The organism is Vreelandella neptunia (assembly GCF_022489065.1).
In the GTDB taxonomy this organism is placed as follows: Bacteria; Pseudomonadota; Gammaproteobacteria; order Pseudomonadales; family Halomonadaceae; genus Vreelandella; species Vreelandella neptunia_A.
Genome location: NZ_JAKVTW010000004.1, coordinates 69,886 through 88,426, shown reverse-complemented (window position 1 = coordinate 88,426; position 18,541 = coordinate 69,886). Strand labels below are relative to the sequence as shown.

Genomic DNA, 18,541 nt, shown 5'->3' with positions numbered 1-18,541 from the left:
TGCTGGTTAACCCCAGCCCCCATCTACGCATAGTTCTTGCCCCGTAATTGCGCTGCTTTCAGCACTTGCTAAAAACAGAACAGGTGGCGCTATATGCGTAGTTTCAAGACGCATTTTCAAACATTGGTGTGATTGAATGTTTTTTTCGTCTTCTGGCCCGATCCACTTCTCGAGTTGGCGCTCGGTGATAACCGAGCCTGGTACTAAGGTGTTCACGCGAATATTGTGTACACCTAAGTCTCTTGCGAGGCTGCGCGTTAAACCATGCGCAGCCGCTTTAGCTGTCATATAAGAGGAAAGATCACCTAGTGCCATACGAACGCTGATTGAGCCAAAGTTAATAATCGAACCACCACCGGCTTCAATCATCTGCGGCGCTACGGCTTGTGCTGCAAAAAACATAGGGCGCAAGTTAAGTGACATGCGCTCATCCCAATACGCAACATCCACATCCTGCCAGGAGTGTCGGTCATCATTAGCCGCGTTATTAACCAAAGTTTGGATTGGCCCTAAAGTAGCGCCTACCTCGGCAATAATGTTTTGCAGCGCTGCTACATCCCGAATATCGCAATGATAGTAATGCGGCGCTGAACCGCTATCTTCCTTGATGGTTTCTAATAACGCATGGCTTGCTGAATCATTAATATCGACAAAAGCGACTTTCGCCCCCTGCTTGTGAAAAGCACTTGTCAACGCAGCTCCGATACCGCTACCACCGCCAGTAATAAAAACCACCTGCCCCTCAATATTTGGGTAAACAGCTGCGCTAGTACTCATGTCATCTCCACTTAGTTTTTTCTATTTACTAACGGATACTGACTACCCACAGAGCTAATCTCAATGAGACCTTAGTTTAAACCTTGGCCAAACTATCTCGACAACATCGCAGCAGCACTGCTGTGGGTTGATGGTAACGGCTTCTGCATTAGGGTAGGGTAGGCTAACCTAAAAACTAGCTTGGAAAAGCGCCGCTTATGTATATTTTCAGCACCATCTAACTCGAAGGATGTTGTGATTTAAATGCCTACCCCATCCTCTTCACATAAAGCAGGTGACCTGCACTTTCTCAAGCGGCTAAACCGTAGCGCTATTCTTGAGCTGGTGCGCCGCAAGCCAGGCGTAACCCGGGCAGATATAGCCGTAAAAGCCCGCCTCACCAAAGCGACCGTAGGCGCTGCCATTCAATCATTACTTAAGCAAGGCTGGTTGAAAGAAGGTGAGCTGCAGAAAAGCAGTGGCGGCAGGCCAGGTAGAGCATTGTATCTTAACGATAAACATTACCTAATGCTGGGGGCCGAAGTTGGTGTTCATGGAATACGCATCGTCGCTTGCGCACTCAGTGGCCAAGTACTTGCATCGCACCACGTGCGTCTTTCACCCACCACGCCTGAAGCTACAGCAGAGTTGCTCGCCACCCAATTAAAGGCCATGTTGGAGTCAGCCAAGCTAGCCAAATATACCCCCTTGGGTATTGGCGTCGCGCTCCCTGGTCCTGTTGCGCCTGGGGAACCTATTATTCGCTTAGCTCCCAACCTTGGCTGGCAAGATGTTCGCTTCTTGGATTTTCTACAAGCCAATCTACCTTCCTTCAATGGCATTTGGCTGATGGACAACGAGGCAAAATCTGCCGCTTTTGGGGAGATTTACTTTAGAACAGGGAAGATTCCTGAGTCGCTCGCCTATATCAGCGCAGGTACAGGTATTGGTAGCGGTATGGTAGAAGGCAGCCATCCGCCATTGGTAAGGCGTGGTACCCAAGGTTTAGCGGGGGAAATTGGGCATACAATAATGCAGCCTGGCGGCCTCTACTGCCATTGCGGTAATCGTGGTTGTGCTGAAACGTTGGTAAGTGGTTGGTCAATCCGCGCCAAGCTCGGTGTTTCAGAGGAAGAAGACCTGCTTGAAGCCTTGCTTCCGCGGCTCAATGAGCCAAATGTTCAAGCAGTTATACATCAAGCTGGCGAGGCGTTAGGCATCTTATTGCTTAATGTTCATCATGCTCTAAACCCATCAGAGCTGGTACTGGGTGGTTCTCTTACCCAGCTTGGTTCTTCGCTAATGGAGCCAGCGCTCAATTACTTTAAAGCGCACCAGAACCGTTTAGCAAGCCACTCCCATAGGGTGCCGATACGAATTATTGAGGATTCAACGTTTGTCTCCGCTCGTGGTGCAGCGGCTCAAGTCCTTGCTCATATTATTCATGGCTCTAGCGAATTAATTTAAAACCAGCCTGTTGTTGCAGCTTTGCTACTAAAGTCGTCACCCAACAATAAGTTTAGAGATTGAACTTACTGGTTGCGTAGAGCAGGATATTCACTACGTACCTTTGTTTTCTCTTTTCCCATAGCAGGAGGTTGCATGACTTTAGAAGGCAAATTACTTATCGGCCAACAGGCCATCAGCGGTCAGCAAACAGCTATTCATGCCGTGAACCCCGCCACCGGTGTAACCCTGGAACCCGCTTACCTGGGCGGCAGCAAAAAAGATGTCGAGCGCGCTTGTGAGTTGGCCGAGACCGCATTTAATGCATATCGTGAAACCAGCTTAGAGGAGCGTGCAGCCTTCCTGGAAGCCATAGCGGCCGAAATTGAAGCGATTGGCGATACGCTGATTGAACGTGCCATGGCAGAAACTGGCTTGCCACGCGCCCGTTTAGAAGGTGAACGTGGGCGTACCTGCGGCCAGCTGCGTTTGTTTGCTTCTGTTGTTCGCGCGGGCGAATGGCTGGATATACGTATCGATCCGGCACTGCCGAATCGTGAGCCGCTGCCGCGTACGGATTTGCGTCAGCGTCATATCCCTCTCGGCCCGGTTGCCGTTTTTGGTGCCAGTAACTTCCCGCTAGCGTTCAGTGTGGCCGGTGGGGATACTGCCTCTGCCTTGGCAGCTGGCTGCCCGGTAGTGGTGAAAGGGCATTCAGCGCATCCGGGCACTTCTGAATTGGTGGGACATGCTATTCAGCGTGCGGTTGCCAAGTGCAGCTTACCGGAAGGCACTTTCTCTCTGCTGTTCGGTTCAGGCCGTGAGATTGGTCAAGCTTTGGTGGCGAACCCTCATATGCAGGCGGTGGGTTTTACTGGCTCTCGCAGCGGCGGCACCGCACTGATGGCGACAGCCCAAGCACGTCCCCAGCCGATTCCGGTCTACGCCGAGATGAGTTCAATCAACCCAGTATTTTTGTTGCCTGAAGCGCTGAAAGCACGCGGCAAAGCAATTGCTGAAGGGTTTATTGCTTCCCTCAACATGGGGGCTGGGCAGTTCTGTACTAGCCCCGGCTTGGTGATTGCTGTTCAAGGCCCAGAACTGGATGCCTTTGTTGAAGCTGCAGGCAGCGCTGTGAAGGAAAGTGCTGCGCAAACCATGCTGACACCAGGCGTGCATGAGGCCTATGAGCAAGGGGTGAAGCAACTCGCCCAAAACGCGCAGGTCACTGAGGTAGCGCGTGGCCAAGCAGGCGAAACCGCTCATCCGTGTCAAGCAGGGCTATTTGTGACCCAAGCGGAAGCGTTCTTAAATGACGCTACGCTGCAAGAGGAAGTCTTTGGTTCTACCTCGCTGGTAGTGGCGTGTGCCGACACTGCGGAAGTTGCCCGCGTCGCGGCGCAGCTTGAAGGCCAGCTCACTGCAACCCTCCAGATGGACGATGGTGACTTGGCGGCGGCACAACAATTACTGCCTATCCTGGAACGTAAAGCAGGGCGCATTCTGGCCAATGGCTGGCCGACAGGCGTAGAAGTGTGCCACGCCATGGTACACGGCGGCCCATTCCCGGCAACGTCTGATTCCCGCACTACCTCGGTTGGCAGCGCAGCTATTTTCCGCTTTTTGCGCCCGGTGTGCTACCAAGCGTTGCCTGAAGGCTTACTGCCAAAAGCATTGAACGACGGCAACCCCTATGGGGTATCTCGCCTGGTTGATGGCAAGCGGGAGGTATAAGTCTTGAATACAACGCTTAATATCGCTGAGTATCTTCCTCAAGATATTGATAACGCTTTATTAGTTGGGCGGGTATGGCGTGATGATGGTATCCCAGGCCCCGCGTTAGTCGTCATACGAGCAGGAGAAGTCTTCGACATTTCTGCTCAAGTGGACTGCATGGCTGATCTGCTGGACAGTGAAGACGTCAGTCACTTCGCACGTAATTTGGAAGGCGAGTCTTTAGGCACGGTCGCTACTCTGCTGCACAACTCAATGGCAGAGCCAGCAGTTGCTCCTTATCTCCTTGCACCTTGCGACATTCAAGCTATCAAAGCCTGCGGCGTTACCTTTGCGGTTAGCTTGCTTGAACGCGTTATCGAAGAGCAAGCGGGCGGTAATGCAGCCAAAGCCAGCCTGCTACGTACGGAACTCAACGGACTAATTGGCCAGGATCTCTCGCACATTAAACCAGGTTCAGAGGAGGCCGCAACGCTAAAAGCTACGCTGCAAGCACGAAACGCTTGGTCCCAATACATGGAAGTAGGGCTAGGCCCCGATGCAGAAGTATTTACCAAGTCACAACCGCTCTCGGCGGTTGGTTTTGGCAGCCGCGTGGGCTTACACTCCACCTCAAAATGGAATAACCCAGAGCCAGAAATCGTGCTAGCGGTAGATTCCCAAGGTAATCCCAAAGGAGCCACGCTGGGTAATGACGTTAACTTACGCGATATAGAAGGACGTAGCGCACTTTTGTTAGGTAAAGCGAAAGACAACAACGCCTCCTGCGCTATCGGGCCATTTATCCGTATATTTGACGATCGTTATACGCTGGATGAGGTGCGGCAAGCCCAAGTATCACTGCGTATTGAAGGAAAAGACGATGATTTTCTCCTTGAAGATCAAAGCGATATGGAAGAAATTAGCCGTGATCCCCTCGACCTAGTTCAGCAAACAGTTGGCGCACACCATCAATACCCTGATGGCTTCATGCTTTTCCTTGGCACCATGTTCTCACCCATCCAAGATCGTGATGGCGAAGGGCAAGGCTTTACACACCATGTTGGTGATCGTGTAACTATCTCTACGCCATTTTTAGGTGCACTGGTGAACCATGTTGATTATTCAGATCAACTAGCACCTTGGACCTTTGGGATCCGAAGTTGGCAACAGCACATCGCGAATAAGCGTTCCAGCCAATAAGAATACTCGCGGATAATACGCTCGATAAATAATAAAACGGCTAAATATAGGGTCACCTTATTTAGCCGTTGATTTCATCCTTCCTTAACTCTTCTTTATATGCCCGCTATTCTACCGTCACGCTTTTAGCTAGGTTACGCGGCTGGTCGACATCTGTGCCTTTAAGCACGGCTACGTGGTAACTCAGCAGTTGTAACGGCAGGGTATAGAGTAGCGGCGCCAGCGCTTCATGCACGTGGGGAAGTGTGAGTACACGGATATCTTCCTGGGAATCCATACCCACACTTTCGTCGGCAAACACGAACAACTGGCCGCCGCGGGCGCGGACTTCCTGAAGGTTGGATTTAAGCTTTTCCAACAGGTCGTCGTTGGGGGCGACCGAAATCACCGGCATTTCGCTGTCCACCAGCGCCAGCGGACCGTGCTTTAACTCCCCGGCAGGGTACGCTTCGGCATGAATATAGGAGATCTCTTTGAGCTTAAGTGCCCCTTCCAGCGCAATCGGATAGTGGGCGCCGCGTCCCAAGAAGAGCGCATGATGTTTTTCAGCAAATGCTTGGGAAAGCGCTTCGATCTGACTGTCCAGCGCCAGCACTCGCTGGCACACCTCGGGCAGCGTGCGCAGTGCGGCGATGATATCTGGGTATTCGGCTTGCCCTTTTGCTTTACTCACGGAAAGCGTGAGTAGCATTAACGCCACAAGCTGAGTCGTAAAGGCTTTGGTGGAGGCCACACCTATTTCAGGGCCTGCGCGTGTCATCAGCGTAATGTCCGACTCACGCACCAATGAGCTGCCGGGCACGTTGCAAATCGCCAATGTGCCCACATAGTTGAGCGTTTTCGCAAAACGCAGCGCCGCCAGCGTATCAGCCGTTTCACCCGACTGAGAAAGAGTGACAAACAGCGTGCCTTCGGGCACGACTGGGTGGCGATAACGGTACTCAGAGGCCACTTCTACCTGAACCGGTACACCGGCGTAACGCTCTAGCCAGTAACGCGCCACCAGCCCGGCGTGGTAGCTGGTGCCGCAGGCGATAATATGCACTTGGCGGGTACGCTGGAAAAGCGCTTGGGCATCGGGGCCAAAGCTCTCCACCAGCACGCTTTTGGCGCTCAGCCGCCCTTCCAACGCCGCTTCGATCACCTTCGGCTGCTCAAATATTTCCTTGAGCATGTAATGACGGTATTCGCCTTTGCTGGCAGCACCGTCACCGTGCTCAAAGGTCTGAATAGGACGCTCAACTTGGTTACCATGACGATCCACAATGCGAATAACGCCCTGCTCGCGTAGCTCAACCAGGTCGCCCTCTTCAAGATAAATAAAGCGATCCGTCACTGGCAGTAGTGCCAGCGGGTCAGAGGCTAAAAAGGCTTCATTAATGCCCACACCCACCACCAGTGGGCTGCCCTGGCGGGCACCGACCACCACACCTGGTTCTTTAGCGCTCATCACGCCCAAGGCATAAGCGCCACCTAAGCCGTTAACGATCTGTTGCGTCGCGTCAAACAGGGTGAGGCCATCGTTCAGCTTTTCGGAGAGTAAGTGGGCAATCACTTCGGTATCGGTTTCGGAGTTAAACGCGTAGCCGTTGCGCTGCAAGTTATCTTTTATATTCTCGTAGTTTTCAATAATCCCGTTATGCACCACCGCCACTTGGTTTTCATCAATGTGAGAGCCGCTATGATGCGGGTGGGCATTGGCTTCAGAGGGTTTGCCGTGGGTTGCCCAGCGGGTGTGTGCAATGCCCGAAAAACCCGGTAGCGCGGAAGCTTCCAATTGCGCAGCTAGCGCCGCCACTTTTCCGAGCGCCCGGCGGCGGGTCAGCACGCCATCGCTAAACACCGTCATACCGGCCGAATCATAGCCTCGATACTCCAGGCGTTTTAGACCTTCTAATAGAATTTCTTGGACGTTGCGCTGGGCAACGGCGGCAACAATGCCACACATAATCACTCTCCTAGGTCATTAACCAGAGCACTTTCCGCTCGCCGACTTTTCGTACAAACTCTACTCAACCAATCCGCAGAACGGTAAAACGACGGCCACTGATTATGAATACGGCTTTTTAATGATCCTTAGCACCATTTTCAGAACTATGGCTCTGTGCGCTTGCTGGGGCGCAGCCAGTCGATTTTTTCTAGCTGGCGACCACGCGTGACGGCTAAGGCGTAATCGGTAACGTCTTTAGCAATTGTCGACCCTGCCCCTACGGTAGCGCCTTTGCCTACCGAGACAGGCGCGACCAAGGCTGTGTTCGAGCCAATAAAGGCATTATCACCAATCTCTGTATGGTGTTTGTTGGCACCGTCGTAGTTGCAGGTAATCGTGCCCGCACCAACGTTCACATCCCGGCCTAAGCGTGCGTCACCTACATAGCTTAGGTGATTAATCTTACTACCCTCACCGACATCGGCATTTTTGGTTTCAACAAAATTGCCCACCTTGGCTTTTACCGCCAACCGCGTCCCTGGACGTAGCCGCGCAAAGGGGCCTATCTGGTTCAGGCCCGCTGCCACGGTGCCCTCTATCACACTATGGGTGTCTACCATGCTTTCGGCACCAATGGTGCTATTTTTAATCACACAGTAAGGGCCAATACGCACGCCTTCACCAAGCTCAACGTCGCCTTCAAAAACGCAGCCCACATCAATAAAGACATCATGACCGCAGGTTAAACGCCCGCGCACATCCAAGCGTGCGGGGTCGGCAAGCGCCACGCCCTCTGCCATCAGCTTATCGGCAAGCTGCTGCTGATAAGCACGTTCCAGGCGGGCCATTTGTGCGCGATTATTAACCCCTTCCACTTCAACCGCAGTGGCTGGCTGGGCCGTGCATACCTTGATGCCTTCATCGGCGGCCATGGCGATCACATCGGTCAGGTAGTACTCACCCTGGGCATTCTCGGCGGAAAGCTGCGGTAACCAGCGTTTTAACTGAGCGCTGGTCATGGCCATAATACCGGTATTGCATTCGGTGATCTCAAGCTGGGCACTGTTGGCATCTTTTTGCTCAACGATCGCCACCGCCTCACCTGCATCGTTGCGCTCAATACGACCATAGCCGGTGGGGTCATCCAGCGTCACCGTCAATAGCCCGATGTGCTGTTCATCCACTTGGGCCAACAGCTCCCTCAGTGAATCACGCTGTAACAGGGGGACATCGCCATAGAGGATAAGCACCTTGCCGCTACCGAGCTGCTCAAGCGCTTGGGCCACCGCGTGACCGGTGCCTTTCTGTTCGGCCTGCACCGCAAACTGCACCACAGTGTCGGCCAGCGCCTCGCGTAGCTGTTCTGCACCATGGCCGATGACGACATGGGTACGATCAGGCTGCAGCCCGGAGGCAGTATCCAATACATGCTGCACCATTGGCTTACCCGCCAAGGTATGCAGTACTTTAGGGATTTGAGAACGCATACGCGTGCCTTTACCCGCGGCGAGAATGACGATATCCAGTTCTTGCATGTTATTCACCTGTTACGGGTTGGTTGGTGGGCGCCGGAGCTGGGAGCTGTTCAATACCCAGCTCATCAACCAGTGTTTCACCGAAATAGTTAACGAATTCGGGCGAGGCGATGCTGCGCCACTGCTCACCATCACGAACGAGCAAAAGTACTTTGAGATTATTCTCGATGGCCATCTGCATAGCATCTTGTTCGCCCACCACCAGAAGCGCCGTCGCCCAGGCATCCGCCCAAGCGTTAGAGGGGTGGAAAACAGATACAGACGCAAGTTGATGGGTAACGGGCCGACCCGTACGTGGATCAATAGTGTGCGAGAAGCGTTGGCCATCCACTTCAAAGTAGTTACGATAATCACCGGAAGTAGCCACCGACATGCTCTCTAGCGGAATGATATGCTGAGCACGCTGCTGGCCATCTTCGGGCACTTCAATGCCAATTCGCCAAGGTGTCTGGTCGTCTTCATCGCGCACGCCACGGGCGATCAGGTCGCCGCCGAGATTGACCAGATAATGCTCCATGCCCTGCTGATCCAGGTAAGCGGCCACCCGATCAGTGGCATGGCCTTTGGCCACACCGGAAAGGTCGACAAATACATCGCGGGTACGCCTTGCCTGCATATTCTGCGTATCGACTTCCACCGCATCAAAGCCGACCTGAGCAAGCTGTTCAGCCAGAACATCGTCAGCGGGCACCTCTTCAGGCCGTGCGCCAGGGCCAAAACTCCACAAATTAACCAGATCGCCGACGGTAACATCAAAAGCACCGTGGCTGGCTTCGGCCACCGACTGACTTATTGCCAATACCTCAATGAGTTCATTGGAAAGCGGCTGCCACTCCTCTACAGGCGCTTCGTTGAAGGCGATCAATTCAGCATCGTCACGGTAGGTGGACATCGCCTGGTCAACGCTCTCCAGCTCAGTTTTGAACCCCTCTTCCAATTCAAGGGACTCGCCCTGGGTGAGGGGATCCATAATGGTCACCTGATAGAAGGTGCCGAAGATATCTCCCTCAAAGCGAACGGGAGGTTCCAGCGGACGATCACTCTCTGAGCAGCCAGCCACTGCGACCAGCACTCCTAGCACTACCAGTAAACGTCCCCACTTGCCGATACTTACTGCAAACGCCTTCTTATCTGACTTTTTCATAGCGGCCATGCCCTGGAAATAACGCTCTTAAAACGAAGCGCTTAAAAATGAAAAAACCACAGCAGCCAAGCGCCAAACAGCACGCGATAAATAACAAAAGGCTGCATTCCCAATTTTTTAATAACGACCAGGAAGTAGTGAATACACAAATAAGCGCTTACCCCTGACAGTAAAGTACCCACCAGCATTGCAGCCCAGTCGACCGACTGTTGCGCGTTAAAAAGGCCTATGGCTTCCAAACCCCCGGCCAACACAATGACCGGAATCGACAGCAAGAACGAGAAGCGCGCAGCCCCTTCCCGGCTCATACCTACCATTAGCGCCGCTGTGATAGTGATACCTGAACGCGATGTGCCGGGGATTAGCGCCAGCGCCTGGGCGCCGCCAATAATGAGCACATCCTTTAAACGCAGTTGATACTCGCTGCGCGTTCCCTGCTTGCGCCAATCGGCATACCCCAACAATAGACCGAAACCAATTAAACTGAAGCCGATAATCAGCGTTGAGCGCATATAGTGAGAAATAACATCGTGTAGCAATAAGCCAACAATACCCACTGGGATGGTGGCCAATGTGACCCAAAAGGCAAGCCGCGCATCCTCGTTGACGCCTTTTCCACCGATGGCGGCCAGGCTACTGATAATCATTTGCCAAATTTCCTGCCTGAAATAGATGATTACCGCGGAGAGACTGCCCAAATGCAGCGCGACGTCAAACGCTAACCCTTGATCCTGCCAGTCTGTCAGTACTGGCACCAAAATCAGGTGCGCAGAGCTCGAAACGGGTAAAAATTCTGAAATTCCCTGAACAACCGCTAACACCACCACTTGGAGCCAATCCATAGGAAACCCTGTTAGTAAAATTAATGTGTTCGTTTGTAAGGACGCTTAAGGATACACATCCGCTAATTCTTTGTCCGCCATTGCCTTGCTGACGTTAATCACTACAACCACTGAAAAGTGCTGTTTCACCATCCAAAGGCAGTGGACGCTATAGAGGATATAAGGAGTGCGCTACAATGGGCATCTATTGAATGCGTGCTTCCTTGCAAGGTACCCATGACTCAGACCGTTGAAACGCCAGTGGTTCACGATCAAGCGCGACTTAGCCAAGAAGCCAAGCGTGTCACCTACATCGGTGCATGGCTGGACGCCCTGTTGAGTGTCGTTAAAGTCACCATTGGTTTTATGGTCGGCTCAGCGGCGTTGATCGCCGACGGCATTCACTCCCTATCGGATTTAGTCACCGATGGTTTTGTCCTGGCAGCCATTCATTACGGCCGCCAGGAGCCCGATAAAGACCACCACTACGGCCACGGCCGAATCGAAACCCTGACCACCCTATTGCTGGGAAGTGTGCTGATCTTCGTGGCTGGCGGTATTGCCTGGTCGAGCCTGGATCGCCTGTTTAGCGGTACTGCCGTTAACGCGCCTGGTATGCTGGCGATTGTCATCACGGTGATTGCGCTGCTCAGTAAGGAGTGGATTTTTCGCTACACCATGCGAGTGGCTAAGCGGGTAAAGTCAAAATTGCTCGAAGCCAATGCCTGGCACTCGCGCAGCGATGCCTTATCCACCGCCGTGGTGCTGGTAGCCCTGGTAGGCGCTCAGTTTGGCTTGGGCTGGCTGGATGCTGTCGCTGCTATCATCGTGGGCTTATTGGTCGGTAAGGTAGGCCTGGACTTGCTGTGGGAATCGGCCCGCGAGCTGGTCGATACCGCGCTGCCGGTGGATGTTCAGGATCAGATGCACGACGTGGCCTGCAGCGTTCCGGGTGTGGATAGCGTTCATGATCTGCGCACCCGCCAGTCGGCGGGCTGGGTCATGGTTGATCTACACGTGGTGGTAGGACCCAAAATCACCGTCTCCGAAGCCCATGAGATCGGTAACGAAGTCAGCCGCCGCCTGCGCCACGAATTCCCTGCGTTAACCGATGTGATCTTCCACGTTGACCCCGAAGACGACGCCGGTGCGGGCGATCCCAGCCGCCTTCCCGGCCTTCCGCTGCGACCTGAAGTAGAGGCCGCGCTAGATGCCCGCTGGTATAAGCACCCAGTCTGGCGAACGCTAAACGAGCTGCAGTTGCACTACCTGGACGATAAGGTCTCGGTATCGCTGATTATTGCTGATGCAGTGCATCAACCGCCTCAGTGCCTCGCTAGCCAGTTGAAGGCACTGGCCAGCGATATCGAGTGGCTGGGTCACGTCGAAGTGCTGTTTATCACCCGCGCCGCAAGTAGCTCTATGCGCTAACCTCTAGATCCTTACACTGTGCTTATGTGAGCAGTTTTTTAAGAGAGTAGCAAAGTGGCGATGCTGAAGTAGATCACTACCCCCGAAGCATCAATAAGCGTGGTCACTAGCGGTGCTGAGGCCGTGGCAGGGTCAACCTTAAAGCGCTCTAGCACGAACGGCAGGCACATCCCCAGCAGGCTGCCGAACAGAACAATGGTGACCATGCTGAGCGCGACCACCATCGCTAGAGCTTCGCCGCCGCGCATGATGCCTATTGGTGTCACCGCAATGGCCATGGTGATACCTAACGCCCCTGCAACAAGAAGTTCTCGGCCGAGTAATTTTCCCCAATCTTTAACGCCTACATCGCCAGTTGCCATACCACGTACCATCAACGTAGCCGCTTGAGCACCCGCATTACCGCCACTCCCGATCAACAGCGGTAAAAAGAATACCAGCGCTACCTGGGCGGCAATAGTCTCTTCAAAATAGGCAATCCCGGCACCCGAAAACAGGTTGGCAAAAACCAGCAATACCAGCCAAAACACCCGCTTACGGTAAAGGCTCCAAAGCTTTACACGGCTAACGCCGTCCTCCAGTTGGCCGATCGACATGCCTTTGTGGAAATCTTCGGTGGCCTCGGATTCGGCGACATCCATGGCATCATCGTGGGTCACAATGCCGACCATACGATCATCGGCATCAATCACCGGCAGCGCTAACAGGTCGTACTTCGCCACAATACGCGCGACGTCTTCCTGAGCGTTATCGACCCGCGTGCTGATAACATCTTTGATCATGATGTCATCGACGATGGCTCCAGGACGCGCCACCATCAATTGGCGTAATGACATGGTACCAATCAGCTCACCGTCACTATCCAGGATATAGAGCTGATAGACCGTCTCTGCATCGGGCGCGGTCTGGCGTACCCGCATCATCGCTTGCGACACCGTCATGCCACTGGCTATGGACACATAGTCAGAGGTCATGATGGCGCCTGCGGTGCCCTCTTCGTAGCTGGCAAGCCGCTTTAGGTCTTCCCGCTCGCGGTGAGCCATGCGACGCAGCAATGCTTCACGGCGGTCTTCACTGAGTAGATTAAACAGGTCGGCACGTTCGTCCGAGCCCATCTCTTCGAGCAGCTTGAGTACCTGGCTATCGTCCAGCTCCCCGACTACCTCAAGCTGGCTCTCACCGGGCAGATAGCCCAGCACATTGGCTGCCCGTTCGGCAGAGAGGATATCCAGCAGAGCGAGCGCCGCAGGCAGCTCTTCGTCATCTTCGATCATCTCTTCGAGCACTTCACCGATATCCGCTGAGCGGGTTTCGGCCAAACGCAAAGAGAGCACCGATTTACTAGGCACTTCCTTGGCCAACTCGTCGAGTAGTTCGGCTTTTAATTGCTGTAGGCTTTCATCGTTAAGTGCCATGGCTCTCTCCTTCACACTGACAAACGTCGTGCTGCCGACTTAATCCATTACTTAATCCATTACAAAATCCATTACCTAACTCATCATACTTACTTATATTACTATCCTTACTACCCAACAAAAAAACGCCCCTTAAACCCTGATAACGGGCTTAAGGGGCGCTGTACCACGCCAAACGCGTGGGTATTAGCCTTTACCCGCCTTTTTACGCAGCTGCTGAATCGTTCGCAGCTGAGCAACGGCTTCGGCAAGTTCAGCGGCCGCTCGAGTATAATCAAGCTCCGATGACTTATCGTTAAAGGCTTTCAGCGCTTGCTGACGCGCTTCTTCGGCAGCAGCCTCATTGAGGTCGCTGGCCCGTGATGCAGCATCCGCCAGTATCGTTACCACGTCCGGCTGGACTTCCATGAAGCCGCCAGTGACGTAGAAGTTCTCTTCTGCGCCACCATCATAGATCACGCGAACCGGACCCGGCTGAAGCTCAGTCAGCAGCGGAGCGTGACCTGGCAAAACGCCCAGATCACCCATCACCCCGGAAGCAATCACCTGCTCAACGGTACCTGAGAAGATGGATGCTTCAGCGCTGACGATATTGCAAGTAAAGCTATTCGCCATAGCGAATCCCCCTCATGGACGGGATTACTTCTTCATCTGGTTGGCTTTCTCGACGGCTTCGTCGATTGAACCGACCATGTAGAAGGCCTGTTCCGGCAATTCGTCGTATTCACCAGCCAAAATGCCCTGGAAGCCACTGATGGTGTCTTTCAGCGACACATACTTGCCTGGTGAACCAGTGAACACCTCAGCTACGAAGAACGGCTGCGACAAGAAGCGCTGGATTTTACGGGCCCGAGATACGGCTAGCTTGTCTTCATCAGACAGCTCATCCATACCTAGAATGGCGATGATATCCTTAAGCTCTTTATAGCGCTGAAGAACGTTCTGCACACCGCGAGCGGTGGCATAGTGCTCTTCACCGACAACCAACGGATCCAGCTGACGTGAGGTGGAGTCGAGCGGATCGATCGCCGGGTAGATACCCAGTTCGGCGATAGAACGCGCCAGTACCACGGTCGCATCCAGGTGGGAGAAGGTGGTCGCCGGCGACGGATCGGTCAAGTCATCCGCGGGCACGTATACGGCCTGTACGGAAGTGATTGAACCGGTTTTCGTCGAGGTAATACGCTCCTGCAGAACGCCCATCTCTTCAGCCAGCGTTGGCTGATAACCTACCGCTGACGGCATACGGCCAAGCAGGGCCGATACTTCGGTACCCGCCAAGGTGTAGCGGTAGATGTTATCGACGAACAGCAGAACATCGCGGCCTTCATCACGGAATTTCTCAGCGATGGTTAGGCCAGTTAGTGCTACGCGCAGACGGTTACCCGGCGGCTCGTTCATCTGACCGTAAACCAGCGATACCTTATCGATAACGTTGGACTCGGTCATTTCATGATAGAAGTCGTTACCCTCACGCGTACGCTCACCCACACCGGCGAATACAGAGTAGCCGCTGTGTTCGGTGGCGATGTTGCGGATAAGCTCCATCATGTTAACGGTTTTACCGACACCGGCGCCGCCGAACAGGCCAACTTTACCACCCTTAGCAAATGGGCAGACCAAGTCGATAACCTTGATGCCGGTTTCCAGCAGCTCGTTAGAGGCTGCTTGGTCAGCATAGCTCGGTGCTTTACGGTGAATCGGCATACGCTCTTGCTCGCCGATCGGTCCCGCTTCGTCGATCGGCTCGCCGAGTACGTTCATGATACGGCCCAGCGTTTCCTTACCTACCGGTACGGAAATCGCGGCACCTGTGCTGGTCGTTTCCATGCCACGCTTCAAGCCCTCAGTGGAGCCCATGGCGATGGTGCGCACCACGCCGTCGCCCAGCTGCTGCTGGACTTCGAGGATAGTCTCAACATCGGAGACCTTCAGCGCGTCGTAGACCTTGGGCACAGAGTCCCGCGGAAACTCTACGTCAATCACCGCGCCGATGATTTGTACGATACGTCCGCTCATCTTGGTTCCTCTCTAAAACCTGCAAATGAAACCTGTCTGCCGGGAGCCGCTAAAAACGTCGGCTCCCTAGGCGTTATACGGCAGCAGCGCCGCCGACGATCTCAGAAATTTCCTGGGTGATGGCGGCCTGACGGGCCTTGTTGTAGACCATCTCCAGATCGTCGATCAGGCCGCCTGCGTTGTCAGTGGCACTTTTCATAGCGATCATTCGGGCGGCTTGTTCACAAGCGCCGTTTTCCACTACCGCCTGATACACCTGCGATTCGATGAAACGAACCAACAGGCTATCGAGCAACGCCTTGGCATCCGGTTCATACAGGTAGTCCCAGCTTCCGGGACGGGCGTTTTCGTCGTCTTGCTCAGCGTCTGCGCCTATATCAGGCGACAGGGGAAGAAGCTGACGAACCACTGGCTTTTGGGTCATGGTGTTCACAAACTCGTTGTGCACCACGTATAGCCGGTCGAGACGTCCTTCATCGTACGCTTCGAGCATGACCTTAATACTGCCAATCAACCCTTCAACGGTCGGGGCTTCGCCTAAACCACTCTTCGCCGCCACCAAATTGCCACCGTAATTGCGGAAAAAGGTGCTGGCCTTAGCGCCCAGGGCACAAAAATCCTGCTCTGCGCCCTGCTTCTTCCACTCGCTGGCCTGTTTGAGTAAGGCTTTGAAGAGGTTGTGGTTCAAGCCACCGCACAGACCACGGTCAGTGGAGACCACAATGTAACCAACGCGCTTAACCTCGCTACGCTCGACCATATAGTCGTGCGTGTACTCGGGGTTCGCGTCGGCAATGTGGCCAACGACGTTACGGATCTGCTTAGCGTAAGGCTGACTAGCTCTCATCAGATCTTGCGCTTTACGCATTTTCGATGCAGCCACCATTTCCATGGCGCTGGTGATCTTCTGCGTATTTTTAATGCTCCCGATCTGGGTGCGTATCTCTTTTGCAGCTGCCATAGCGATCTACCCTTCGTTCGTGGCTCTCAGAAAGCATGCAAACCCGCCCGCAGGCGGGCCAGACATTACCAGCTCTGAGTCGCCTTGAACTTCTCGAGACCCGACTTCAAGCTGTCTTGAATCTCACCGTTGTAGTCGCCGCTCTGGTTGATCTTGTCGAGCAGATCAGCGTGCTCAGACTTCATGTAGTCGTGCAAGGCACGCTCGAAGTCCAACACTTTGTTTACTTCGACATCATCCAGGAAGCCTTCGTTGGCGGCATACAGCGACAGCGCCATTTCAGCGATCGACATCGGCGAGTACTGGTTCTGCTTCATCAGCTCAGTCACACGCTGACCGTGCTCAAGCTGCTTACGCGTGGCTTCATCAAGATCAGACGCGAACTGCGAGAAAGCCGCCAATTCACGATACTGAGCCAATGCCAAACGGACACTACCGCCGAGCTTTTTGATGATTTTGGTCTGCGCCGAACCACCCACACGAGAAACCGACAGGCCTGCGTTAATCGCCGGACGAATACCCGAGTTAAACAGGTTGGTTTCCAGGAAGATCTGACCATCGGTGATCGAAATCACGTTGGTCGGAACGAATGCAGACACGTCGCCACCCTGGGTTTCGATGATCGGCAGCGCGGTTAAGGAACCGGTTTTGCCTTTCACTTCACCGTTGGTGAACTTCTCAACGTAGTCGACGTTAACGCGCGCAGCACGCTCAAGTAGACGCGAGTGGAGATAGAACACGTCACCGGGGTAAGCTTCACGACCTGGCGGACGACGCAGCAACAGCGATACCTGACGGTACGCTACCGCTTGCTTTGAAAGGTCGTCATACACAATCAGGGAGTTCTCGCCGCGGTCGCGGAAGTATTCACCCATGGTGCAGCCAGCATAAGGTGCCAGGAACTGCATCGGTGCCGGATCGGCAGCGCCAGCGGCGACGACGATGGTGTGTTCCATGGCGCCGTGCTCTTCGAGCTTGCGTACCACGTTAGCAATGGTCGACTGCTTCTGACCAATGGCAACGTAAACACAGGTCACGCCTTTGCCTTTCTGGTTGATGATCGCATCAATGGCAATGGCGGACTTACCAATCTGGCGGTCACCGATGATCAGCTCACGCTGACCACGGCCAATCGGCACCATGGCGTCGATCGATTTCAGACCGGTTTGAATCGGTTCATCAACGGATTGACGGGTAATAACGCCCGGCGCCACTTTCTCTACGGCGTCGGTCATTTTAGCGTCGATATCGCCTTTGCCATCGATGGGGTTACCCAGCGCATCGACAACGCGACCAATCAGCTCAGGGCCTACCGGCACTTCGAGAATACGACCGGTACACTTAGCGGTCATGCCCTCTTCAAGCTGCAGGTAGTCACCCAGCACGACGGCACCTACGGAGTCGCGCTCCAGGTTAAGTACCATGCCAAAAATGCTGTTGGGGAATTCAATCATTTCACCAAACATCGCGTCTTCGAGGCCGTGAATTTTCACGATACCGTCGGAAACAGTGACGATGGTGCCCTGATTACGGGCTTCGGATGCGACGTCAAGCTTTTCAATTCGCTGCTTGATGATGTCGCTGATCTCGGAAGGATTCAGTTGCTGCATGCCATGTCCCTCAGACTCAAGCGGTTAGCGCTTCGGAAAGGCGGTTCAATCGACCACGTACCGACCCGTCAATAACGGTGTCGCCAGCACGCAGGATGACACCGCCGATAAGCGACTTGTCCACCTGAGTAGTAATGGAGATTTCGCGATTCAGACGTTTCTTGAGCGCGTTTGCGAGCTTGGTCTTCTGCTTACTATCTAACTTGTAAGCAGAGGTGACGTTCACTTCAACCCGCTGCTCGTGTTCGGCACGTAGGTGCTCAAACTGCTCAGCGATTGATTTCAGTGACATCAAACGACCTTGGTCTGCCAAAACATCTAAAAAACGACGTAAAGCTTCGTCTTGCTCGCCTGGTGTCATATCGGCCAACAGAGATACTTTTTGCTCGTTCTCAAGTTTTGGACTGCCTAGCAAACGACGAACATCGCTGTCAGCAACCGCAAAGCTTAAAAAGCTCAGCGCCTGTGACCAGCTATCAAGCGCATCATGATCACGCGCGTATTCAAACGCTGCTTTAGCGTAAGGACGAGCGACGGTCAGTAATTCCGCCATGATT

General features: G+C 53.8%; 15 protein-coding genes. 4 read left to right on the top strand and 11 right to left on the bottom strand.

The features are described 5' to 3' along the window. Positions 1–6: 6 nt before the first annotated feature. A complete protein-coding gene (locus MLE19_RS08100; RefSeq protein ID WP_240717676.1) occupies positions 7–777 on the bottom strand; it encodes an SDR family NAD(P)-dependent oxidoreductase in 771 nt (256 codons plus the stop codon). A 243-nt stretch (positions 778–1,020) separates the two neighbouring features. On the opposite strand from MLE19_RS08100, the gene MLE19_RS08095 reads away from it, so the two are divergent. The 3 genes from MLE19_RS08095 (at position 1,021) to MLE19_RS08085 (ending at position 5,118) form a co-directional block, all read left to right on the top strand. Further along, a complete protein-coding gene (locus MLE19_RS08095; protein WP_240717675.1) occupies positions 1,021–2,223 on the top strand; it encodes an ROK family transcriptional regulator in 1,203 nt (400 codons plus the stop codon). A 135-nt stretch (positions 2,224–2,358) separates the two neighbouring features. Continuing rightward, the gene (locus MLE19_RS08090; RefSeq protein ID WP_240717674.1) at positions 2,359–3,936 is read left to right on the top strand and encodes an aldehyde dehydrogenase (NADP(+)); all 1,578 of its coding nucleotides are present in this window, start codon (positions 2,359–2,361) and stop codon (positions 3,934–3,936) included. Positions 3,937–3,939: 3 nt separating this feature from the next. Continuing rightward, complete coding sequence (locus tag MLE19_RS08085) at positions 3,940–5,118, top strand: fumarylacetoacetate hydrolase family protein (RefSeq protein WP_240717673.1); 1,179 nt, start codon at positions 3,940–3,942, stop codon at positions 5,116–5,118. A 106-nt stretch (positions 5,119–5,224) separates the two neighbouring features. On the opposite strand, the gene glmS is transcribed toward MLE19_RS08085, so the two are convergent. The 4 genes from glmS to MLE19_RS08065 form a co-directional block, all read right to left on the bottom strand. Next, positions 5,225–7,066, bottom strand: coding sequence for a glutamine--fructose-6-phosphate transaminase (isomerizing) (glmS, locus tag MLE19_RS08080; RefSeq protein ID WP_240717672.1), 1,842 nt, complete (start codon positions 7,064–7,066; stop codon positions 5,225–5,227). A gap of 146 nt (positions 7,067–7,212) precedes the next feature. Beyond that, the gene (gene glmU / locus MLE19_RS08075) at positions 7,213–8,583 is read right to left on the bottom strand and encodes a bifunctional UDP-N-acetylglucosamine diphosphorylase/glucosamine-1-phosphate N-acetyltransferase GlmU (RefSeq protein WP_240717671.1); all 1,371 of its coding nucleotides are present in this window, start codon (positions 8,581–8,583) and stop codon (positions 7,213–7,215) included. A gap of 1 nt (position 8,584) precedes the next feature. After that, positions 8,585–9,727, bottom strand: coding sequence for an FAD:protein FMN transferase (locus tag MLE19_RS08070; RefSeq protein WP_240717670.1), 1,143 nt, complete (start codon positions 9,725–9,727; stop codon positions 8,585–8,587). A gap of 41 nt (positions 9,728–9,768) precedes the next feature. Next, on the bottom strand, positions 9,769–10,569 hold the full coding sequence (locus MLE19_RS08065; protein ID WP_240717669.1) for an undecaprenyl-diphosphate phosphatase: 801 nt from the start codon (positions 10,567–10,569) through the stop codon (positions 9,769–9,771). A gap of 216 nt (positions 10,570–10,785) precedes the next feature. Here MLE19_RS08065 and MLE19_RS08060 point away from each other — a divergent pair, with 216 nt between their 5' ends. Further along, entirely contained in the window at positions 10,786–11,979 is a 1,194-nt protein-coding gene (locus MLE19_RS08060) for a cation diffusion facilitator family transporter (protein WP_008959068.1), read from the top strand. A 38-nt stretch (positions 11,980–12,017) separates the two neighbouring features. Here MLE19_RS08060 and mgtE read toward each other — a convergent pair whose 3' ends face one another. The 6 genes from mgtE to MLE19_RS08030 form a co-directional block, all read right to left on the bottom strand. Next, the gene (gene mgtE, locus MLE19_RS08055) at positions 12,018–13,394 is read right to left on the bottom strand and encodes a magnesium transporter (RefSeq protein WP_008959069.1); all 1,377 of its coding nucleotides are present in this window, start codon (positions 13,392–13,394) and stop codon (positions 12,018–12,020) included. A 186-nt stretch (positions 13,395–13,580) separates the two neighbouring features. Continuing rightward, positions 13,581–14,009 carry a F0F1 ATP synthase subunit epsilon gene (locus MLE19_RS08050; RefSeq protein WP_008959070.1) on the bottom strand — a complete coding sequence of 143 codons (429 nt, stop codon included), beginning with the start codon at positions 14,007–14,009 and terminating at the stop codon, positions 13,581–13,583. Between the two features lie 24 nt (positions 14,010–14,033). Further along, on the bottom strand, positions 14,034–15,413 hold the full coding sequence (gene atpD / locus MLE19_RS08045; protein ID WP_240717668.1) for a F0F1 ATP synthase subunit beta: 1,380 nt from the start codon (positions 15,411–15,413) through the stop codon (positions 14,034–14,036). Between the two features lie 73 nt (positions 15,414–15,486). Beyond that, positions 15,487–16,374 (bottom strand): F0F1 ATP synthase subunit gamma, encoded by an 888-nt coding sequence (gene atpG / locus MLE19_RS08040; protein ID WP_240717667.1) that lies wholly within the window; start codon positions 16,372–16,374, stop codon positions 15,487–15,489. Positions 16,375–16,439: 65 nt separating this feature from the next. Beyond that, positions 16,440–17,984 (bottom strand): F0F1 ATP synthase subunit alpha, encoded by a 1,545-nt coding sequence (gene atpA, locus MLE19_RS08035; protein WP_240717666.1) that lies wholly within the window; start codon positions 17,982–17,984, stop codon positions 16,440–16,442. Positions 17,985–18,000: 16 nt separating this feature from the next. Beyond that, on the bottom strand, positions 18,001–18,537 hold the full coding sequence (locus tag MLE19_RS08030; RefSeq protein ID WP_240717665.1) for a F0F1 ATP synthase subunit delta: 537 nt from the start codon (positions 18,535–18,537) through the stop codon (positions 18,001–18,003). Positions 18,538–18,541 lie beyond the last annotated feature (4 nt).